General features: G+C 73.3%; 15 protein-coding genes. 6 read left to right on the plus strand and 9 right to left on the minus strand.

Translation table 11 applies throughout. The features are described 5' to 3' along the window. Nucleotides 1-3: 3 nt before the first annotated feature. Together ACFYX4_RS32305 and ACFYX4_RS32310 are read right to left on the minus strand one after the other, a co-directional pair. Entirely contained in the window at nucleotides 4-2,373 is a 2,370-nt protein-coding gene (locus ACFYX4_RS32305; RefSeq protein ID WP_389340715.1) for a tetratricopeptide repeat protein, read from the minus strand. Beyond that, nucleotides 2,370-4,130, minus strand: a complete 1,761-nt coding sequence (locus tag ACFYX4_RS32310; RefSeq protein ID WP_389340717.1) for a trypsin-like peptidase domain-containing protein — start codon at nucleotides 4,128-4,130, stop codon at nucleotides 2,370-2,372. Before ACFYX4_RS32310 ends, ACFYX4_RS32305 begins: the two co-directional genes overlap by 4 nt. A gap of 73 nt (nucleotides 4,131-4,203) precedes the next feature. On the opposite strand from ACFYX4_RS32310, the gene ACFYX4_RS32315 reads away from it, so the two are divergent. Then, nucleotides 4,204-4,563, plus strand: a complete 360-nt coding sequence (locus ACFYX4_RS32315) for a trypco2 family protein (protein WP_389340719.1) — start codon at nucleotides 4,204-4,206, stop codon at nucleotides 4,561-4,563. Nucleotides 4,564-4,655: 92 nt separating this feature from the next. Here the strand turns inward: ACFYX4_RS32315 and ACFYX4_RS32320 are convergent, their stop codons facing one another. From ACFYX4_RS32320 to mhpD, 4 genes are all read right to left on the minus strand, one after another. After that, a complete protein-coding gene (locus ACFYX4_RS32320) occupies nucleotides 4,656-6,704 on the minus strand; it encodes an NAD(+) synthase (protein WP_389340721.1) in 2,049 nt (682 codons plus the stop codon). Nucleotides 6,705-6,781: 77 nt separating this feature from the next. Then, nucleotides 6,782-7,801 (minus strand): 4-hydroxy-2-oxovalerate aldolase, encoded by a 1,020-nt coding sequence (gene dmpG, locus ACFYX4_RS32325; RefSeq protein WP_389340723.1) that lies wholly within the window; start codon nucleotides 7,799-7,801, stop codon nucleotides 6,782-6,784. Further along, nucleotides 7,798-8,778: an acetaldehyde dehydrogenase (acetylating) gene (locus tag ACFYX4_RS32330; RefSeq protein ID WP_389340725.1), complete on the minus strand. Its 981-nt coding sequence runs from the start codon at nucleotides 8,776-8,778 to the stop codon at nucleotides 7,798-7,800. Before ACFYX4_RS32330 ends, dmpG begins: the two co-directional genes overlap by 4 nt. Next, entirely contained in the window at nucleotides 8,775-9,620 is an 846-nt protein-coding gene (gene mhpD, locus ACFYX4_RS32335; RefSeq protein WP_389340727.1) for a 2-keto-4-pentenoate hydratase, read from the minus strand. Before mhpD ends, ACFYX4_RS32330 begins: the two co-directional genes overlap by 4 nt. Nucleotides 9,621-9,761: 141 nt before the next feature. Between mhpD and ACFYX4_RS32340 the strand changes: the two genes are divergently transcribed. Further along, entirely contained in the window at nucleotides 9,762-10,484 is a 723-nt protein-coding gene (locus ACFYX4_RS32340) for an IclR family transcriptional regulator (RefSeq protein ID WP_389340895.1), read from the plus strand. Between the two features lie 15 nt (nucleotides 10,485-10,499). On the opposite strand, the gene ACFYX4_RS32345 is transcribed toward ACFYX4_RS32340, so the two are convergent. Together ACFYX4_RS32345 and ACFYX4_RS32350 are read right to left on the minus strand one after the other, a co-directional pair. Next, on the minus strand, nucleotides 10,500-11,591 hold the full coding sequence (locus ACFYX4_RS32345) for an amidohydrolase family protein (protein WP_389340729.1): 1,092 nt from the start codon (nucleotides 11,589-11,591) through the stop codon (nucleotides 10,500-10,502). Then, nucleotides 11,588-12,223 (minus strand): TetR/AcrR family transcriptional regulator, encoded by a 636-nt coding sequence (locus tag ACFYX4_RS32350; RefSeq protein WP_389340731.1) that lies wholly within the window; start codon nucleotides 12,221-12,223, stop codon nucleotides 11,588-11,590. Before ACFYX4_RS32350 ends, ACFYX4_RS32345 begins: the two co-directional genes overlap by 4 nt. Nucleotides 12,224-12,442: 219 nt before the next feature. Between ACFYX4_RS32350 and ACFYX4_RS32355 the strand changes: the two genes are divergently transcribed. From ACFYX4_RS32355 to ACFYX4_RS32370, 4 genes are all read left to right on the plus strand, one after another. Continuing rightward, entirely contained in the window at nucleotides 12,443-14,068 is a 1,626-nt protein-coding gene (locus ACFYX4_RS32355; protein ID WP_389340898.1) for a bifunctional 3-(3-hydroxy-phenyl)propionate/3-hydroxycinnamic acid hydroxylase, read from the plus strand. Continuing rightward, entirely contained in the window at nucleotides 14,065-14,937 is an 873-nt protein-coding gene (locus ACFYX4_RS32360) for an alpha/beta fold hydrolase (RefSeq protein WP_389340733.1), read from the plus strand. Before ACFYX4_RS32355 ends, ACFYX4_RS32360 begins: the two co-directional genes overlap by 4 nt. After that, a complete protein-coding gene (locus ACFYX4_RS32365; protein ID WP_389340736.1) occupies nucleotides 14,934-15,956 on the plus strand; it encodes a VOC family protein in 1,023 nt (340 codons plus the stop codon). The genes ACFYX4_RS32360 and ACFYX4_RS32365 overlap by 4 nt, the downstream gene beginning before the upstream one ends. A gap of 213 nt (nucleotides 15,957-16,169) precedes the next feature. Further along, nucleotides 16,170-18,005: a glycoside hydrolase family 15 protein gene (locus ACFYX4_RS32370; RefSeq protein ID WP_389340738.1), complete on the plus strand. Its 1,836-nt coding sequence runs from the start codon at nucleotides 16,170-16,172 to the stop codon at nucleotides 18,003-18,005. Between the two features lie 165 nt (nucleotides 18,006-18,170). On the opposite strand, the gene ACFYX4_RS32375 is transcribed toward ACFYX4_RS32370, so the two are convergent. After that, on the minus strand, nucleotides 18,171-18,914 hold the full coding sequence (locus tag ACFYX4_RS32375; protein WP_389340740.1) for a hypothetical protein: 744 nt from the start codon (nucleotides 18,912-18,914) through the stop codon (nucleotides 18,171-18,173). Nucleotides 18,915-18,956: the final 42 nt, after the last annotated feature.

An 18,956-nucleotide genomic window follows, 5' to 3' on the forward strand; every position in this document is an offset into this window, starting at 1 on the left:
CGTTCATGCCGCCCGCCGCCACCCCCGCACCAGCTCCCGCAGGCCGGCCGCCCGGGGGAGGACCGCGTAGGCGCGGTCGAGCAGGTCACCGCGCTCGGAGGCGCTGCCCGCCTGGTCGGCGAGCCGTTTCAGCGAACGGGACAGCAGCGCGCTCAACGCCCCCGGCGTGTCCGTACGGCCGAACCGCTCACCGGCCGGGAACCGCGGCCCCCACCCCTCGGGCGGACGGCTGACGAACGCGTGCTCGCGGACCTCGGTGACCAGCCGGTCCCACGCCCCGCTGCCGACGAGATGGTGCGCCGACCGCCCCAGCCCCGCCAGCCTCCGGTCCGCGTCGGCCAACTGGCCCACCGTGGGACCGCGACCGGCCAGCCGGCCGGTGAGCACCCGGACCGCCGCGATGCGCGCCGCGTCGTAGTGCCGTGACGTCGTGGGCACCTCGTCGAGCACGGCGACGGCCCGCCCCCGGTCGCCCCGGCGCAGATGGAGCCGCGCGAGCCCGAAGGCCGCGCTGCCCTGCGTCCGGTCCCGCCGCCAGACGGCCTCGTAGTACGCCTCGGTCTGGTGCTCGGCGGCGGCCAGGTACTCCGCGCAGTAGCCGAGGGCCAGCTTCGGCGCCGACTCACCGGGCAGCGCGGCGTAGGCGGCGGCGAACTCGTCCTCCGCCCTGCGCACCTGACCGTCCGTCAGCCACACCAGGCCCTGGTGCCAGTAGATCCGCCAGTCGTACGCGCCGGTGCGCTCACCGGCCCGCGCGAGCCACGACCCGGCCCGCTCGACATCCCCGGCGTCGAGGTAGGCACGGCACAGCCACAACGAGGTCTCCACCGTGCCGAGCACCGGGTCCCGCGCGGCCCGCTCCGCGATGCGCTCGGGGTCGCCGGACACGAGGCCGCCGAGCAGCACGGCGGCGGCGTCGTGCGGGTCGGGGGCCGGTGTCGGCAGGGCTCGCGCGGTGTCCGCGGGATCGGGCGCCCCGACGGGAAGCTCCGGCACGCCGAAGGGCGACTCGGCCGGTGCACGGGCGGGTTCAACTGCCGTGCCGGGCCGTTGCGGCGGTTGTACGCCCGTGCGCCGGGTCCAGTGGTCCAGCGCCGGCACGGTGCCGAGCGCCGCGCCGAACACCGCCGCCGTCGGCTCGAACCGGGTGGAGCGCTCCGGGTACGGCTCGTGCCCGCTGAGCGCGAGGTGCTCGCGCAGCACCTCCCAGAGCTGGCGGGACATCTCCGCCGCCGAGGTGAACCGGGCCGCCGGCTCCTCGTGGGTGGCGCGCTGGACCAGCGCCTCGAAGGAGCGGGCGGCGAGTCCGGTGGCCGGCTCGGCGCGGGCGGCGAGGGTGTGCAGGGTCTTGCCGACGGTGAACAGGTCGGTGTCGACGTGGAATCCGCGCCGGTCGCGTTCCTGCTTCTTCGGCGCGTAGCCCGTCGTGTAGACGAGGGTGGAGGAGCGGTCGTCGGTGCGGCGGATGGCCCCGAGGTCGATGACCTTGATGTCCCGCCCGTAGTGGATGACGTTGTCGGGCTTCATGTCGCAGTACAGCAGCCCCTGCCCGTGCAGGTACTCCAGGGCGCCGAGGATCTTGCACCCGTAGGTGATGACATGCCCGATGCCGAAGCCGTCGCCGAAGAGACGGGCCAGGTCCTCGTCGGGAGCGCGCCGGAGCCAGTCGAGGGAACGGCCGCCGACGTACTCCATCACGATGTATCCGGTGGGCTCCGACTCGCCGGGCCCCTGGTGCTCCACATGCGTGACGATGCGCACGATGTCCCGGTGGTGGAGCGTGGTCAGCGAGCGGCGCTCCTCGACGGCCGACCGCCGGGCGACGGCGTCACCGGTGTTGATCAGCCCCTTGAGGACGACGTGCAGGTCCGGCACCCGGGTGTCTTCCGCCAGGTAGACCCAGCCGAGGCCGCCCGCCGCGAGATAGCCGAGCACCCGGTAATGGCCGCCGACCCGGTCGCCGGGGCTCAGCCTCGGCTCGAAGGAGTACTCCCGCCCGCACCGGGGGCAGTAGCCGTGGGCGAGGGCGGGACCGCCCGGGTACGCCACCCCGATCGTGCCGGGGCAGTCGTCGACGCCGCAGCGCCGGCCCCCGGATGGCGGGCTCGCGGTGGTCGTCGCGGCCTCGGCGGGCGCGGGGGAGGGGACGTCCGGGAGGAGCAGCAGGCCGTCGTTGTCGAGGGTGACTCCCGCCGGCCCGGCGGGACGGCGCGGGCTTTCGCCGGACCCGCCGACGGGCCGCGCCGGCACCGGCCGGGCCGGCCGGGCGGCGCCGGGGGGACGGCGGCCGCAGGTGTCGCAGAAGCCGGTCACCGTGATGCGTCCGCCGCCCGCGCAGCCGGATCTCGGGCACGGCGTCGAGGAGAACGTCATGACGCGGAGCCTCCGCCCTGCCGTTGTCCGCCCGGGGGCCCGATCAGGCGGTTGACGCGGCGGGTGTAGGCCTCCACGGCGGCCTCGGCGGCCCGGACGTCGCACGGCCTGGTCCGGAGCAGCTCGTGCGCGCGGAGACGGAGGGCGTCCAAGGTCAGATCCTCCTCTGTGCCTCGTACGGATTCGGCGTGCAGGACCTGGTAGGCGCGCATCGTGCCGTCCAACTCGCGGCGCTTGACGCGGAGTCGGCCGAGCGTCTCGATGGCCGTGGTCATCGCGGAGTCCACCCGTTCGGCGAGCCGCTCGTACCGGGCGAGGACCGGTTCGGGATGCGCTTCGGGGGCGGCGGTGTGGGCGGTGCCGGCGGTGTCGGCGGTGTCGGCTGTGTCGGTCTTCGCCGGTTCGAGATCGGCCAGCACGTGGTGGGCCTGGACCAGTCCCTGGTCGGGCGACGGAGCGCCCTGGAGCAGTACGGCCGCCCTGCCCCGGTGCAGGTCCCGCGCCATCGGTCCGGTGACGCGCCGGAGCCGGTCGACGAGGAGTGCGCGGCGTTCCGGCTCGACGACCAACTCGTACCGGGCCTGTCGGCTGACGGCGTTCGAGGCGCGGAAGACCAACAGCAGCCGGTTGCCCTGGGCGCGCAGAACCCTCAACAGGCCGAGCAGCGCGGGCGGGTCGGCGGCCTCGTCGACGCCGACGACGACCAGGGTGAGGGTGACCTTCGCGGCCCTGATCCGCTCGGCCAACGGCTCGGCCGGGTGCTGCCACAGCCCCATGCGCTCGACGATCCGCTCCCCGATCTCGGCGGCGGTGAGCCCCGCCGCGTCCACGGCGAGATCGTGGCCGCCGGCCGACGGCACCGTCCCGGGCGAGTCGAGGGAGGCCCGGTCGACGGAGGCCGAGGTGCGTAACTCCCGGTCGGCCAGGGTGATGGCGCGGCGCAGGGTGGCCGCCCGCACCGCGTCACCGGCCGGGACGACGCTGATCTTCACCTGCTTCCCGTCGTCCTGGAGCCAGTCGGCGAGACGCCGGGCGAACGGCTCGTCGAGCAGGGCCTCCGCCGCGTCCTCGCGCGTTGTCCTGAGCCGGTCGTCGACGGCCGTGCGCCCCCGCGTCCACCGGTCGACCTGCGGCAGATGCCGGACGATCGTCTCGGCGGGGCTCATGAAGGAGAACAGGTTCCCGTGCCGGTCCTGGACGCCGCTGAGGACCATCCCGACGACCTTGCCGGTCAGCGTGTCCATCACGCCGGAGCCGCTGCACCCCGGACTGGCGAACTCCCCGGGGCTCGTCGGGCTCAACTGCACCTGGCCGTCACGTCCGCAGCCGCCGACGATGGTGGCCCGGAACCAGATGCCGCCGTTGTGGTCGAACGGGAAACCGTACATCTGCACCGCGCGGTGGGGCGCGGAGAGCCGGTACAGCAGCGTCGACTCCCCGACGGGCCGCGGGTGTTGGAGCCTCAGCAGCGCCACGTCACCGCTGGGATCGCCGTCGGCGTCCCGGGAGTCGGGCACATACGCGTCCTCATCGACCCAGGCCGCCACCGCGGGCACCGCGAGACCTGGCGCCGCGCCGACGAACTCCGCGGTGAACCGCTCCTCCCTGTCCTGCACGACATGGGCGCAGGTGAGCACCCGGTCGGGGCTCAGCAGGATCCCCGCGCCCGCGATCCTCCCGTCCGCGCGCCGGACCCGAACCGCCCAGCAGGGCGTCTCCAGTGACGAACCATCATCGACTCCCCCGTCGGTCGCCATACCACAACTATACGAGTGCTTGGTCCTGACGCATACTGGGGCGACGAGGGATCAACAGGCTGACTGAGGAGGCATGTTGACGAACAGCCCGGGCTTCGTGGGACTGTCCGAGGTGATCGGCCAGATCCGGGGTGAACTGGAGCGGGCCCGGGACGAGGCCCAGGACCGGGCCCTCGGCTTCACCGTGGAGAACGTGAGCCTCACGTTCACCGTGCAGGTGCACCACTCCGGAACGGGCCGCGGCGGCGTGCGCATCGGCGTGGTGACGGCCGAACTCGGCGGCACGGTCGACCGTCAGACGACCCATCAGGTACAGGTGGACCTCAAACCGGAGACCAGATCGGGCGGACGGATCTCGGTCGGCCGGCAGGGGGAGGGCGAGGCGGGCGGGGAGCGGGGGCAGGCGAGGGGCGGCCCGCCCTCCATGAGGTGACCCCGCCCCCCGCCGGCCACTGCTCAGCGCGGCCCCGCCGGGCTACCGCTCAGTGCCGTCCCGACGGCTACCGCTCAGTGCCGTCCCGACGGCTACCGGTCGGCGCGCGGCACGTCCCAGCGGGCCAGGTCCTTCAGCCAGGTCTGCGCCGTGGTGTCGGACGGGGCCCGCCAGTCGCCGCGCGGCGAGAGGGAGCCGCCGGCCGCGACCTTCGGTCCGTTCGGCATCGCGGAGCGCTTGAACTGGGCGAACCCGAAGAAGCGGCGGCAGAAGTACTCGAGCCAGTGCCAGATCTCCGGCAGTTCGTACGCCGTCCGCTCGCTCTCGGGGAACCCGGGAGGCCACGCGCCGGCGTCCTTCTCCCGCCACGCGTGCCACGCCAGGAAGCCGATCTTCGACGGGCGGAAGCCGAAGCGCAGGACGTGGAACAGGGTGAAGTCGTGCAGCGCGTACGGGCCGATCTTCGACTCGGTGGACTGGAGTTCCTCGCCGGGCACCAGCTCCGGGCTGATCTCGGTGTCGAGGATCGCGGCCAGCGTGTCGTTGGTGTCCTCGTCGAACTGCCCGCTGCTGATCACCCAGCGGATCAGGTGCTGGATCAGCGTCTTCGGTACGCCGGAGTTCACGTTGTAGTGGCTCATCTGGTCGCCGACGCCGTAGGTGCACCAGCCGAGCGCCAGCTCGGACAGGTCGCCCGTGCCGAGCACGATCCCGCCGCGCTGGTTGGCCAGCCGGAACAGGTAGTCGGTGCGCAGACCGGCCTGTACGTTCTCGAAGGTCACGTCGTACACCGGCTCACCCGAGGAGAAGGGGTGGCCCATCTCCTTGAGCATCAGGCGGGCCGTGGGCGTGATGTCCAGCTCCGCCGCGGTGACCCCGAGCGCGTTCATCAGCTTGTGGGCGTTGCCCTTGGTGTGCTCGCCGGTGGCGAAACCGGGCAGCGTGAAGGCCAGGATGTCGCTGCGGGGGCGTCCGGCGCGGTCCATGGCGCGGGCGGCGACGATCAGGGCGTGCGTGGAGTCCAGGCCGCCCGACACGCCGATGACGACCTTCGGCCCGCCGATCGACGCCAGCCGCTGCTGAAGCCCCGCGACCTGGATGTTGTAGGCCTCGTAGCAGTCCTGGGCGAGACGGTCGGGGTCGGCCGGCACGAACGGGAACCGCTCGATCCGCCGCCGCAGCCCCAGGTCGGACGCGGGCGGGTCCAGACGGAACGCCACCTGCCGGAAGCCTCCGGTGCGCGCGGCGTGCACCCGGCGGTTGTCGTCGAACGTGCCCGTCCGGTGCCGTTCCTGCCGCAGCAGGTCCAGGTCGACGTCGGCCACCGCGTACCGGTCGTCCTGCGGGAAGCGGTCCGTCTCGGCGAGCAGCACGCCGTTCTCGTAGATCATGGTCTGGCCGTCCCAGGACAGGTCGGTGGTCGACTCGCCCAGACCGGCCGCCGCGTAGACGTAGGCGGCGATGCAGCGGGAGGACGCCGAGCGGCACAGCAGCTTGCGGTCCTCGGCCCGGCCGACGGTGATCGGGCTGCCCGACAGGTTGAGCAGGACGGTCGCCCCGGCCAGCGCCGCCTCCGCGCTGGGCGGCACCGGCACCCACATGTCCTCGCAGATCTCCGCGTGCAGCACCAGACCGGGGACGTCCTCCGCGTCGAAGAGGAGATCCGTCCCGAACGGCACGGTCGCCCCGCCGACCCGGATCGTCCCGCCGCGCTCGTCGTCGCCGGCGGCGATCTGCCGCTTCTCGTAGAACTCGCGGTAGTTCGGCAGATACGACTTGGGCGCGACGCCGAGGATCCGGCCGCGGTGCACGATCACCGCGCAGTTGTAGATCCGGTGGCGGTGGCGCAGCGGCGCGCCGACGACGAGCACCGGCAGCAGGTCCGCCGACCCTGCCACCACGGTCCGCAGCGCCTCCTCCACCTCGTCGAGCAGCGCGTCCTGGAGGAGCAGGTCCTCGATCGAGTAGCCGCACAGGCCCAGCTCGGGGAAGAGGGCGACGGCGACCCCGTCCTCCGCGCAGCGGCGCGCCTGCCGCAGCACGGCCTCGGCATTGGCCTCCGGCTCGGCGATGGCCGCGTGCCCGGTGCACGCGGCGATCCGCGCGAACCCGTGTTGGTAGATCGACCCGAAGTTGCTCATGCCCTGTCCCTTTCCCACGCGAGACTCTCAAGAAGGTCCCGGACCCATTGTGATCACCGCGTGACGTGACGGCGAAATCAGGTGGCGGTTCCCGGGTGGGCGGCGAGGTCGAGAGCGATGTCGGTGAGCATGTCCTCCTGGCCGCCCACCATCCGGCGCCGGCCGGCTTCGAGCAGGACGGCGCGGGTGTCGAGGCCGTGGCGGGCGGCGGCGGACTCGGCGTGGCGGAGGAAGCTGGAGTAGACGCCCGCGTAGCCGAGGGTCAACGTCTCGCGGTCCACCCGGACTTCCCGGTCCTGGAGCGGTCGTACGAGGTCGTCGGCGGCGTCCATGAGGGGGAACAGGTCGCAGCCGTGGTCCCAGCCCATGAGATCGGCCACCGCGACGAACGCCTCCAGCGGACAGTTGCCCGCCCCCGCGCCCTGCCCGGCGAGCGAGGCGTCGACCCGGACCGCGCCGCTCTCCACGGCGACGACGGTGTTGGCCACGCCGAGGGCCAGGTTGTGGTGGGCGTGGACGCCGAGCTCGGTGCCCGGGTCGAGGACGTCGCGGTAGGCGCGGAAGCGGTCGCGCACCCCGTCCATGGTGAGCCGGCCGCCGGAGTCGGTGACGTACACGCAGTGCGCGCCGTAGGACTCCATCAGCTTGGCCTGGCGGGCCAGTTCGGCCGGTTCGGCCATGTGGGACATCATCAGGAACCCGGCGACGTCCATGCCCAGCTCACGGGCGGCGGTGATGTGCTGGGCGGCGATGTCGGCCTCGGTGCAGTGGGTGGCCACCCGCACCGAGCGGATGCCGAGCCGCCGGGCCTGCCGCAGGTCGTGCAGGGTGCCGATGCCGGGCAGCAGCAGCGTCGTGGGCACCGCGTGGACGGCGACGTCGGCGACGGCTTCGATCCACTCCCAGTCGGTGTGGGCGCCCACGCCGTAGGTGACGCTGGAGCCGGCCAGCCCGTCGCCGTGGGCGATCTCGAGGGCGGCCACGCCCGCCGCGTCGAGCGCCGCGGCGATGTTCCGGGCCTGGTCGACGGTGTAGCGGTGCCGGACGGCGTGCATGCCGTCCCGAAGGGTCACGTCCTGGACGTACAGACGGGTCATCGCGGGGCCACCTCCGTGGCACGGTGGGCGGCCATGCGCTCCGCGGTGCGCAGCGCGGCCGAGGTCATGATGTCGAGGTTCCCGGCGTAGGCCGGCAGGTAGTGGGCGGCGCCCTCGACCTCCAGGAAGACGGACACTTTCAGGGCCTCGCCCGAGTTCGGGCCCGCGCCCGAGTTCGGGGCCTCGCCCGCGCCGGGGACGAGGGCGCGCAGCGGGTCGTCGGCGGTCACCCGTTCGAACTGCACCTTCTGCTTGAGCCGGTAGCCGGGCACGTACGCCTGGACGCGGGCGACCATCTCCTCGATCGACGCGGTGACGGCCTCGGTGGCGCAGTCGGAGACCAGGCAGTGCACGGTGTCCCGCATGATCAGCGGGGGTTCGGCCGGGTTGAGGACGATGATCGCCTTGCCCTTCCCGGCCCCGCCCACCCTCTCGATGGCGGAGGAGGTGGTCTCGGTGAACTCGTCGATGTTGGCGCGGGTGCCGGGTCCGGCGGAGCGGGAGGCGAGGGAGGCGACGATCTCGCCGTAGTGGACGGGCGTGACCGCGCCGACCGCGGCGACGACCGGGATCGTGGCCTGGCCGCCGCAGGTGACCATGTTGACGTTCGGGGCGTCCAGGTGCGCGTCGCCGTTCACCGGGGGGACGACGTAGGGGCCGATCGCGGCCGGGGTGAGGTCGACGAGGGTGCGGCCGAGCGGGCGCAGCACGTCGTCGTGGTGGCGGTGCGCGCCCGCCGAGGTGGCGTCGAAGACGATGTCGACGTCGGCGAACTCGTCCAGCCGGACCAGGCCCTCGACGCCCTCGTGGGTGGTGGCGACCCCGAGGCGGCGGGCGCGGGCCAGGCCGTCGGAGTCCGGGTCGATCCCCGCCAGCGCGGCGATCTCCAGCCGCTCCGACAGCCGCAGGATCTTGATCATGAGGTCGGTGCCGATGTTGCCCGAGCCGATGACGGCGACGCGCGTCCTGTCGCTCACCGGGCGTCTCCTTCGGCTTCCGCGGCGAACCGGGCCCGTACGGATCCCAGTCCGGAGATCCGCGCCTCGAACGCGTCGCCCGGGGCGGCGGGGGCCATCGGGCCCAGGGCGCCGGTGAGCACGAGGTCGCCCGCGCGCAGCGGGTCGCCCCGCTCGGCGAGCGCGGAGGCCAGCCAGACCGCGGCGTTGAGCGGGCCGCCGAGGCAGTCCGCGCCGGTCCCCTCGGAGACGGTCTCGCCGCCCCTGGTCATGGTCATCGTCACGGAGCGCAGGTCCACCGCGGTCAGCGGCACGGGGGTGGCGCCCAGGACGTACAGGCCACAGGAGGCGTTGTCGGCGACCGTGTCGACGAGCGAGATGTCCCAGCCCGCCACCCGGCTGTCGACGATCTCCAGCGCGGGCAGCGCGAAGTCGACCGCGCGCAGCACGTCCACGACGGTGCACTCGCGGTGCGGCAGGTCGCGGCCCAGCACGAGCGCGACCTCGGCCTCCACCTTGGGCTGGAGCAGCCGTCCGACGGGTGCCTCGCCGCCGTCCGGCACCGCCATGTCCGCGAACAGCGTGCCGAAGTCGGGCCGTTCCACGCCGAGTTGCCGCTGCACGGCCACCGAGGTCAGCCCGATCTTGCGGCCGACGATCCGACGGCCGGCCTCGATGCCGCGCCGCACGTTGAGCCGCTGCACGGCGTAGGCGGTCTCCAGGTCGCCGCCGCCCTCGAACAGATCACGTACGGGCGGGCAGGCGGCCCCGGTGCGGGCGGCCTGGGCCAGCCGGTCGGCGGCCTCGGCCACGGCCGGTGGAGCGGCGTCCGGACGGACGACGCCGTCGAACAAGGTCGACATGGGATACCTCCAGGAACGAGAGGCGAATGGCCGGAAGCGGGAAGCGGCGGGCCGGCTTCGATGGGGTCGGCATCGATATAGACATCACCTCCGCGAGGCGACAAACTTCGTTCCGTGTCACGGAACAACGCGAGCGGCAACATGCTGGAAAAGGCCGCGATCATCCTGGATGTCTTCCGCCCGAGCGGCGGCTCGTACCGTCTGTCGGAACTTTCCGAGCGTGCCGGTCTGCCGAAGCCCACCGTGCACCGGCTGGCCGCGGACCTCGTCCGGCTGGGCTGGCTGGAGCGCTCGGGGCCGCACTACCGGCTCGGGGCCAAGCTGTTCGAACTGGGATCGCTGGTGCCGCACCGGCTGGATCTGCGGGAGACGGCCCTGCCCTTCCTCCAGGATCTGTTCGAGGCCACCCGGGAGACCGTCCATCTCGGGGTGCGCGAGGGCATGGACGTGGTGTACCTGGAGCGCATCCACGGCCACGAGGCCCTGCGGCTGCCCTCCCGCATCGGCGGCAGCCTCCCGCTGACCTGCACGGGCGTCGGCAAGGCCCTGCTCGCCTTCTCCGGCCCCGAGCTGACCGAGGAGGTGCTGTCCCGCCCGCTGCCGAGCCTCACCCCGTACTCGATCACCGACCCCGCGCGGCTGCGGCTGGCCCTGGAGAAGATCCAGGTGTCGGGCCTCGCGTACGAGGAGCAGGAGGCAGCCGAGGGCGTGAGCTGCATCGCGGCTCCCGTCTTCGCCGGCGGCACCACGGTGGCGGCCCTCTCAGTGGCCGTCCCCCGCACCCGCTTCAGCCCCGCCCAACTCGCCCCCGCCGTGAGGACGGCGGCGCTGGGACTCTCGCGGGTGCTGCGCACGGGGAGCTAGGAAGGCGGCCCGCGCTTATTCGGCGCCGGGCTGGACGAGCTTGAAGAACAGCCGGGCGCCCGCCCGTTGCGCGGACCGGCGCAGGCGGGCCGGGAGCGGACGGGGCGGAGCCGGTGCGGGGGCGCGCCCGGCGAGGCGGGGGAAGAGCGCCTCGGCGTTGGCGCGGTCGACGGCCGCGAGGGTGGCGGCGTCCACGCCCTCGGCGAGGCCGTTGGCGAAGTACTGGCCGGCCGCGGCGGGCGCGAACGGCCAGTCGCTGCCGAACAGGACGTGCCCGGGGCGGGCGAAGGCGAGCAGCGTGGGCAGCGCGGCCGGGCTGGAGGACAGCGCGGTGTCGAAGTAGAAGCCGCGGAAGTCGTCCAGGACGTCGAGCGGGCTGCGTCCGGTGTCGGCGGCGATGGCGACGGCCATGCGATGGGAGGCGTACGGCAGGAAGCCCCCGCCGTGACTGAGGACGAACCGGATGCCGGGATGCGCGCGCACGACGCCGTTGCGTACGAGGAGGTAGGCGGCGCGCGTGGTGTCGAGGAGGAAGTCGGCGGCGAAGGGCGGGACGCCGTCCACGGCGGGTCCGGGCAGCTCCGCCGGGTGGACGAGCGCGACCGCGCCGTGCTCGTCGAGGACCCGCCACAGCGCCTCCTGTCCCTCCGTGCCGAGGTACGCCCCTCGGTTGTTGGCCAGCAGGGTGACCCCGTCGGCCCCCAGTTCGACGAGCGCCCGCTCGGCCTCCTCGGCCGCCGCGTCGACGTCGGGCAGCGGCAGCGTGGCGAACCAGCCGAAGCGGTCGGGGTGTTCGGCGGCGAGGGCGGCGCAGTGGTCGTTGAGCCGGCGGGCCAGGTCGGCGGCCTGAGCGGGGTCGGTGAGGAAGCCGGTGCCGGGGGTCGAGACGGAGAGGATCGCCGTGCCGATCTCCAGCAGGTCCATCAGCTCCAGCGCCGCTGCGGGACTCCAGTCGGGCAGCGCGCGCCCGCCCGCGTCGACGATGCCGGCGCGGGCGAGGGCGTCGCGGTAGAGGGGCGGGACGAGGTGCTGGTGGACGTCGATCCGGCGCGGGGCGGTGGTCACGGAGTGGCCGGGCGAACCGAGTCCGCCCGCCGACGCCCTCACCCCTCGCTCCCCGCCGCCGCCATGCCGACCGCCGCCCCATGGACCAGGCGCGCGTGCAGCTCGAACATCGCCACCAGGTCGACGGCGTCGCCGTGGATCTCCCGCTGGACGAAGAGGCCGTCGGCGCCGGCCACGGCGTAGGTGGTGAGCGTGTCCACGGCGGCCTCGTCCAGGCCGGGGATCAGCTCGGTGAGCACCTCGGCGATCCGCCCTCGGGCGATCTCACGGACCTGGAGGAAGACGGTCCGCCCGCGCGGTTCGGCGGGCCGGCGCTCCAGGGCGAGCATCAGGCCGAGGCGCAGGAAGTCGGGCGCGTCGACGAGGGACTTCGCCACGTTCGCCGCCATCGCCGCGGCCCGCTCCAGCGTCGTCCCGGACTCCTCGCCGGGCAGTTCGACGGCCGCGAGCCAGGTCTCGAAGCTGCGCTCGATGACCGCGGCGATCAGGTCGTCCTTGTCCTTGAAGTGCCAGTAGATCGAGCTGGCGGGCAGCCCGCACTTGGCGCTCACCGCCGCGATCGAGGTGCCCTCGTACCCCCGCTCACCGGCGATCTCCACGGTGGCGTCGAGGATGCGCTGCCGTGACTCCACCCCGTTCGCACGCTTCCGGCGCGTCGTCCGCTCCTGGCTCATCGGGAGTGCCCTTCCTGCCGGGCCGGCTCACGCGCCGGCTCTTGACCGTCTACGGCGCCCAGTTTAGCGTAGCGAACATTCCAATTGTAGTAATCACTACAACAAGAGTCGATGGAACGACAGCGAGGTGGCCTGGTGAGTGCGATCAGTGCCGACGTCAGTGCCGAGGAGAGCCCAGGAGGGAGGGGTGGAGGGAGCGGTGGGGGCGACGCGTACGACGTGGCGGTCATCGGGTACGGGCCCACGGGCGTGACCGCGGCGAACCTGCTGGGCGCGGCGGGCCTCAAGGTCGTCGTGCTGGAGCGCGACGGCGAGGTGTTCTCCCGGGCGCGGGCGATCTCCACGGACGAGGAGGTCGTACGGATCTGGCAGCGCGTCGGCCTGGCCGACCGGCTGAAGCGGGACATGCTCGCCGAACGGCCGCTGGACTTCGTCGACGCCCGGGGCCGCACCTTCCTCAGCGCACACCCCACCTCGCGCGGCCACGGCCATCCCCCGCAGATGTTCATCTACCAGCCCGCGCTGGAGCAGGTCCTGCGCGAGGGCGTCGACCGCTACCCGAACGTGGAGGTGCTGCTGCGCCACGAGTGCCTGCGCCTGCGCCAGGACGAGCACGGCGTGGAGCTGACGGTCGTGGGCGCCGACGACGACTCGGTGCGACGCCTGCGCGCGAGCTACGTCATCGCGGCCGACGGCGGCTCCAGCCTCACCCGCGCCCAGCTCAACGTGGGCTACGAGGGCCGGACGTACGTGGACCGCTGGGTGGTCGTCGACACGGAGATGCTCCAGCCGTGGCCCGACCACGACCGGCTGCGCTTCCGCTGCGACCCCGCGCGGCCCGCCGTGGACTGCCCGACCCCGCTCGGGCACCACCGGTGGGAGTTCCCGGTCCTGGCCGGGGACGACGAGAGCCGGCTGACCACCGACGAGGCGATCCACGCGATGGTGGCCGGGTACGGGATCGGCCGGCACCAGATCAGGATCCTGCGCGCCACCGTCTACAGCCACCACGTCCGTTTCGCCGCCCGCTTCCGTGTCGGGCGGGTCTTCCTCGCCGGGGACGCCGCGCACGCCATGCCGCCCTGGATCGGCCAGGGCATGGCCGCCGGGGTGCGGGACGCGGCCAACCTGTGCTGGAAGCTGGACGCGGTGCTGCGCGGCGAACTGCCCGAATCGGTGCTGGACAGCTATGAGGCGGAGCGGAAACCGCACGTCAAAGAGGTGACCCGGCGCGCGGTGTTCGTCGGGCGGATCATCACCGAACGGCGGCGCGCGGTCACCCGCGTCCGCGACTCCGTCCTGCCGGTCCTGCACCGCGCCCCGCGCTTCGGCGGCTGGTTGCAGGACTCCCAGTGGATCCCCGTCGCCCACTACGCCGACGGCCTCCAGGCCCGCCCGCGCGCCAAGGCCTCCGGGCGTCAGGTCCCCCAGCCCTGGGTCACCGGACCCGACGGCGACCGGGTCCGCCTGGACGACGTCCTCGGCGGGCGCTGGCTCCTCCTGCACGGCGGACCGCCGACCCCGCAAGCCGCCTGGGACCGCACCGGCGTCCCCTCGCTGAGCGTCCTGCCGGCGGGCTCGGCCCCGGCGAAGGGCGCGGTCGTCGACCGCGACGGCGTGCTGCTCGCCTGGCTGGCCGAACACCGCGCGACCACGCTCGCCCTGCGCCCCGACGCCTACGTCTACGCCGCCGCACCCCGCGGCGCGCAACTCCCGCCGCCACCGGCCGAGTTCGCGCCCAAGCCCACCGGCACGTCCACGTCCACCACCACGCCCACGTCCACCACCACGCCCGCGACCACCGCCCTCTCCACCGCCCCGACCGTCAGCGAAGGAACGCCATGACCACGCACGCCGCACCGCCGCCGATGCGGGAGTCCCTGCTCGACGTCGCCGGCACGAAGATCTTCGTCGCGGAGACGGGCGACGGCCCACCCGTGCTGCTGCTCCACGGCGGCGGCCCCGGCGCTTCCGGAGTCTCCAACTACGCCCGTAACATCGGCGCTTTGGCGAAGGACCACCGGGTCATCGTCCCCGACCTGCCCGGCTACGGCCGCAGCACCAAGGGCGTCGACGGCGCCGACCCCTTCGGCTTCCTCGCCGACGCCGTCCGCCGACTGCTCGACGAACTCGGCCTGCACAGAGCCCACTTGGTCGGCAACTCCTACGGCGGCGCCTGCGCCCTGCGGCTGGCGCTCGACACCCCCGACCGAGTCGACCGGATGGTGCTGATGGGCCCCGGCGGCGTCGGCACCACCCGCTCCCTGCCCACCCGCGGCCTCACCAGCCTGCTCGACTACTACTCCGGGGACGGCCCTTCGCGCGCCAAGCTGGAGAAGTTCATCCGTACCCACCTCGTCTTCAACGCCGCCGACGTCCCGGACTCGGTGATCGACGCGCGCTACGAGGCGAGCATCGACCCGGAGGTCGTCGCGGCCCCGCCGCTGCGCCGCCCGTCCGGCAGGAACGCGCTGCGCACGCTGTGGAAGATGGACTTCACCCGCGACGCCCGACTGTCCCGGCTGCCGGTGCCGACGCTCGTGCTGTGGGGCGCGGCCGACAAGGTCAACCGGCCCGAGGGCGGCCGGATGCTCGCCGAGCGCATGCCCGACTGCGACCTCTACCAGGTCGCCAACACCGGCCACTGGGTGCAGTTCGAACGCGCCGAGCTGTTCAACCGCCTGTGCGCCGACTTCCTGGCGGGCCGCCGATGAACATCTACCGGGGCCCTGACGCCCCGTCCGTCTTCGGCGCCGTCCACCTCGGCTACATAGTCATCGAGACGCGGCGCTTCGCCGACTGGCGGCGGTTCGGGGCCGAGGCGATCGGCATGCACCACGACGACCTCGACCCGGACCTGACGCGGTTCCGCCTCGACGACCAGGAGTGCCGTTTCCTGCTGCGGCGCGGGCCCGCCGAGGACGTCGTCGCCACCGGCTGGCATCTCGACGACCACGCCACGTTCGAGCGGATCGAGGCCCGGGTCCGCGCCCACGGCGTGCCCGTCGCCGAGGGCACCGCCGAAGAGGCCGAGGCGCGCGGCGTCGAACGCCTGCTGCGCTTCCCCGGCCCCAAGGGCATCGTCCAGGAGATCTACACCACGCCCGTCACCTCCCCGGAGCCGCTGCGGATGCTCGCGTCCGGCTGGGTCACCGGCGACTCCGGCATGGGCCACATCGCCATCACCTCCGCCAAGCCGACCCTGACGCGCGGCTACTTCGACACCGTGTTCGACGCCCGGCTCACCGACTGCATCGACGAGACCATCAGCGGCGTCAAGCTCAAGATCCGCTTCCTGCGCGTCAACGAACGCCACCACTCCATCGCCATCGCCGCCGTCCGCGGCCTGCCCGTCGACCCGGTCCGCACCCGCGTCCAGCACCTCAACATCCAGGCCGCCGGCCTCGACGACCTGGCCCGCAGCTACCAGCGCGTGCACGAACTCGGCTTCGACATGGCTCTCTCCGTCGGCCAGCACACCAACGACAGGGAGCTCTCCTATTACGCGCGCACCCCGTCCGGCTTCGAGTGGGAGGTCGGCTGGAACCCCCTCGTCGTCGACGAGGCCACCTGGGAGCCCAGCACCCACCAGGGCATCAGCGTCTGGGGCCACACCCCCGTCGGCCAGACCATCGTCGACAAACTCGGCCAGTTCCGCCTGGCGGCCCGCTCCCTCGCCCGCCCGGAGCGGACGGTCCCGGCCCTCAGCGGCGCCGGCATCCCCGACGACTGACGTCTGCTCCCTGCCCCCTGACGTCTGACGTCTGACGTCTGCCCCCTGCCCCCTGACGTCTGACGACCGGCGGCCCGCTGGCACACGGGCGCGCGTCACGCGCTCGGCGTAACCCCTGTGGTGGACCGTGCGGGGCGGCCGGAGGGTCGGAGCAGGTCGGTGCGCGCCCGGCGGGCCCGCCCGTGCCCTCCGGCCCGGCCCGAAGGGATCATGATGCGACGACGCTATCCCCCCATCGGGGACCACGGGCTGGTCGGCGACCTCCAGACGGCGGCCCTGGTCTCCTCCGACGGCGTGGTCGACTGGTTCTGCGCCCCGCGGTTCGACTCGCCCAGCCTCTTCGCCGCGCTGCTGGACCACGACCGCGGCGGCCACTTCGCCCTCACCGTCGACGGGGACGACGTCACCACCCGCCAGCTGTACCTGGCCGACACCGCCGTCCTCGTCACCCGCTTCCTCACCCCCGGCGGGGTCGGCGAGGTCGTCGACTTCATGCCGCTGGACCGGCCGGAGACCGCCACGGACCGGCACCGGCTCGTCCGCATCATGCGCGTGACCCGCGGCCGGGTCCGCTTCACGCTCAGCTGCCGTCCCCGGTTCGACTACGCCCGCGCCGACCACCGCCTCGACCTGCGCCCGGACACCGCGCACTTCCGCGGCCCCGGCACCGAGGCGTTCCTCCAGGCCGCCGGGCCGTTCACCCTGCAACGCGACGGCACACACGGCACGGACGTCACGGCGACCGTCGAGCTGGGTCACGACGAGCGCGCGGCCGTGGTCCTGACCGTCTGCGCGGCCGGAGCGGAACCGCCTCCCGCGCCGACGGCCGACAGCCTGCGGGACGACTTCGACTCGACCCGCGCCCACTGGTACCGCTGGATCCGCCGCAGCCGCTATCGAGGCCGCTGGCAGGACATGGTCCACCGCTCCGCCATCACGCTCAAGCTCCTCACCTACGCTCCCACCGGCGCGCCCGTCGCCGCGGCGACCACCGGACTTCCGGAACAACTCGGCGGCGAACGCAACTGGGACTACCGCTACACCTGGGTGCGGGACGCCTCCCTGTCCATGCAGGCCCTGCTGGGCCTCGGCTTCACCGACGAGGCGCACGCCTTCCGCCGCTGGCTGGGCGAACGCCTCCAAGCGGGGCGCACCGTCACCGGCGAACCCCTCCAGATCATGTACCGGGTCGACGGCGACCCCCACCTCGCCGAGGAGACCCTCGCCCACCTGGAGGGCTACCGGGGCTCGGCGCCCGTCCGCATCGGCAACGACGCCGCCGGCCAACTCCAGCTCGACATCTACGGCGAGGCCGTCCACGCCCTCACCAGCAGCCAGGACCTCGCCCACATGGCCGGCTACGACGGTTGGCTGGCCCTGTCAGGGCTGCTGGACTGGCTGACCCGGCACTGGGACCGCCCCGACGAGGGCATCTGGGAGACCCGGGGCGGCCGGCAGGACTTCACCTACAGCCGGCTGATGTGCTGGACGGCGTTCCAACACGGCATCCGCCTCGCCCGCGACTTCGCCCGCCCCGCCGACCTCGCCGGCTGGACCGCGGCCCGCGACGCCGTCCTCCACCAGGTGATGGACCGCGGCTGGAACGCCGAGCGCGGCGCGTTCGTCCAGCACTACGGCAGCGAGGTCCTGGACGCCTCGCTGCTGCTCATGCCGGCGGTCGGCTTCGTCACCCCGAGCGATCCGCGCTGGCTTTCCACCCTGGACGCCATGGAGGCGGAGCTGGTCTCCGACAGCCTCGTCTACCGCTACGACCCGGCCGCCTCGCCCGACGGACTGCGCGGCAGCGAGGGCACCTTCTCCCTGTGCAGTTTCCTCTACGTGCACGCGCTCGCCCGCTCCGGGCGCGTGGACATGGCCCGCTACGCGTTCGACAAGATGCTCACCTACGCCAACCATGTCGGCCTCTTCGCCGAGGAGATCGGACCCACGGGCGAACAACTCGGCAATTTCCCGCAGGCGTTCACGCATCTGGCGCTGATCGGGGCCGCCCTCGCCCTCGACGAGGAGCTGAACCGGGCGGAACCCTGAGCCGGGCCGATCCTTGAGCCGGGCCGATCCTTGAGCCGGGCCGATCCTTGAGCCGGGCCGAACCTTGAGCCGGGCCGAACCCCGGTCCGCCGGACGGGCCGACGGCTTGACCGACCGCTTTCGCGCGCCCGCTCAACCTCTTCGCGAGCCCGCTCCGGCTCGCGCTCAGGTCTCGTCCTCCTCATCGAGGTGGAAGCTCTCGCTGTCCACGTCGTCCACGTAGGCCTCGCCCGGCTGCGCCGCGTCCGCCGGTCCCGGCTCGTCCATGAAGCGGATGACCGGGCCGGCGAAGGGGCGTCGCAGCACGCCTCGCGCCCGGTACAGCGGCGTCAGCTCGCCCCGCGACAGGAACCGGGTGCTGACTCCGGACCCGCCGGCCCATTCCAGCCGGGCCTTGGCCGTCAGGGCGTCCCAGCCGAGCGCGGACGCGTCCGCCGTGGCCCGCAGCCGGGCGCTGTCGGTGCGGGAGTCGGAGATCAGCACCGTCGTCCACCCGGCGTGCACCACCTCGGTGACCACGGCGTGCCGGCGCGGCCACTTCTTGTCCCGGTGGCGCGCCTTCATCTCCGCCTCGACCGCGCCGATGTCCTCGATCTCCTCCGACCAGCAGTCGGCGGCGCGGAAGAGCACCGCGTCCGCCTTGGTGAACCGGACGTCGATGCCCCCGCCCGCGGTGACGGCCGGCGCGCCGCCCGCCGCCGAGACGGCCGAGGAGACGTCGACGGCGCCCTCGGACCGGTGCTCGTAGAGCGGGCTGGCGCCGGGGCGCACGCGCGACCTCCACGAGATCCCCCACTCCTCCAGGGACGCCTTCCGCTCGAACTGGCCGCGTCTGAAGACTCCGACGTCCCCCAGTCGCACCTCGCTGTCGGGGAACCAGGTCGGCTGGAAACCGAAAGCCTTGCGCAATTCGCGCACGTATTGCCGGTGTTTGCTCATCACAGCCCCCGA

Origin of the sequence: Streptomyces sp. NPDC002328, assembly GCF_042890065.1 — a bacterium.
Taxonomy (GTDB): domain Bacteria; phylum Actinomycetota; class Actinomycetes; order Streptomycetales; family Streptomycetaceae; genus Streptomyces.

Coding starts and splice junctions, on each gene's coding strand:
- ACFYX4_RS32320 (WP_389340721.1), bottom strand. CDS start 6,704: ATGAGCAACTTCGGGTCGATCTACCAACACGGGTTCGCGCGGATCGCC.
- mhpD (WP_389340727.1), bottom strand. CDS start 9,620: ATGTCGACCTTGTTCGACGGCGTCGTCCGTCCGGACGCCGCTCCACCG.
- ACFYX4_RS32370 (WP_389340738.1), top strand. CDS start 16,170: ATGCGACGACGCTATCCCCCCATCGGGGACCACGGGCTGGTCGGCGAC.
- ACFYX4_RS32315 (WP_389340719.1), top strand. CDS start 4,204: ATGTTGACGAACAGCCCGGGCTTCGTGGGACTGTCCGAGGTGATCGGC.
- ACFYX4_RS32310 (WP_389340717.1), bottom strand. CDS start 4,130: ATGGCGACCGACGGGGGAGTCGATGATGGTTCGTCACTGGAGACGCCC.
- ACFYX4_RS32340 (WP_389340895.1), top strand. CDS start 9,762: ATGCTGGAAAAGGCCGCGATCATCCTGGATGTCTTCCGCCCGAGCGGC.
- ACFYX4_RS32305 (WP_389340715.1), bottom strand. CDS start 2,373: ATGACGTTCTCCTCGACGCCGTGCCCGAGATCCGGCTGCGCGGGCGGC.
- ACFYX4_RS32350 (WP_389340731.1), bottom strand. CDS start 12,223: ATGAGCCAGGAGCGGACGACGCGCCGGAAGCGTGCGAACGGGGTGGAG.
- dmpG (WP_389340723.1), bottom strand. CDS start 7,801: ATGACCCGTCTGTACGTCCAGGACGTGACCCTTCGGGACGGCATGCAC.
- ACFYX4_RS32365 (WP_389340736.1), top strand. CDS start 14,934: ATGAACATCTACCGGGGCCCTGACGCCCCGTCCGTCTTCGGCGCCGTC.
- ACFYX4_RS32360 (WP_389340733.1), top strand. CDS start 14,065: ATGACCACGCACGCCGCACCGCCGCCGATGCGGGAGTCCCTGCTCGAC.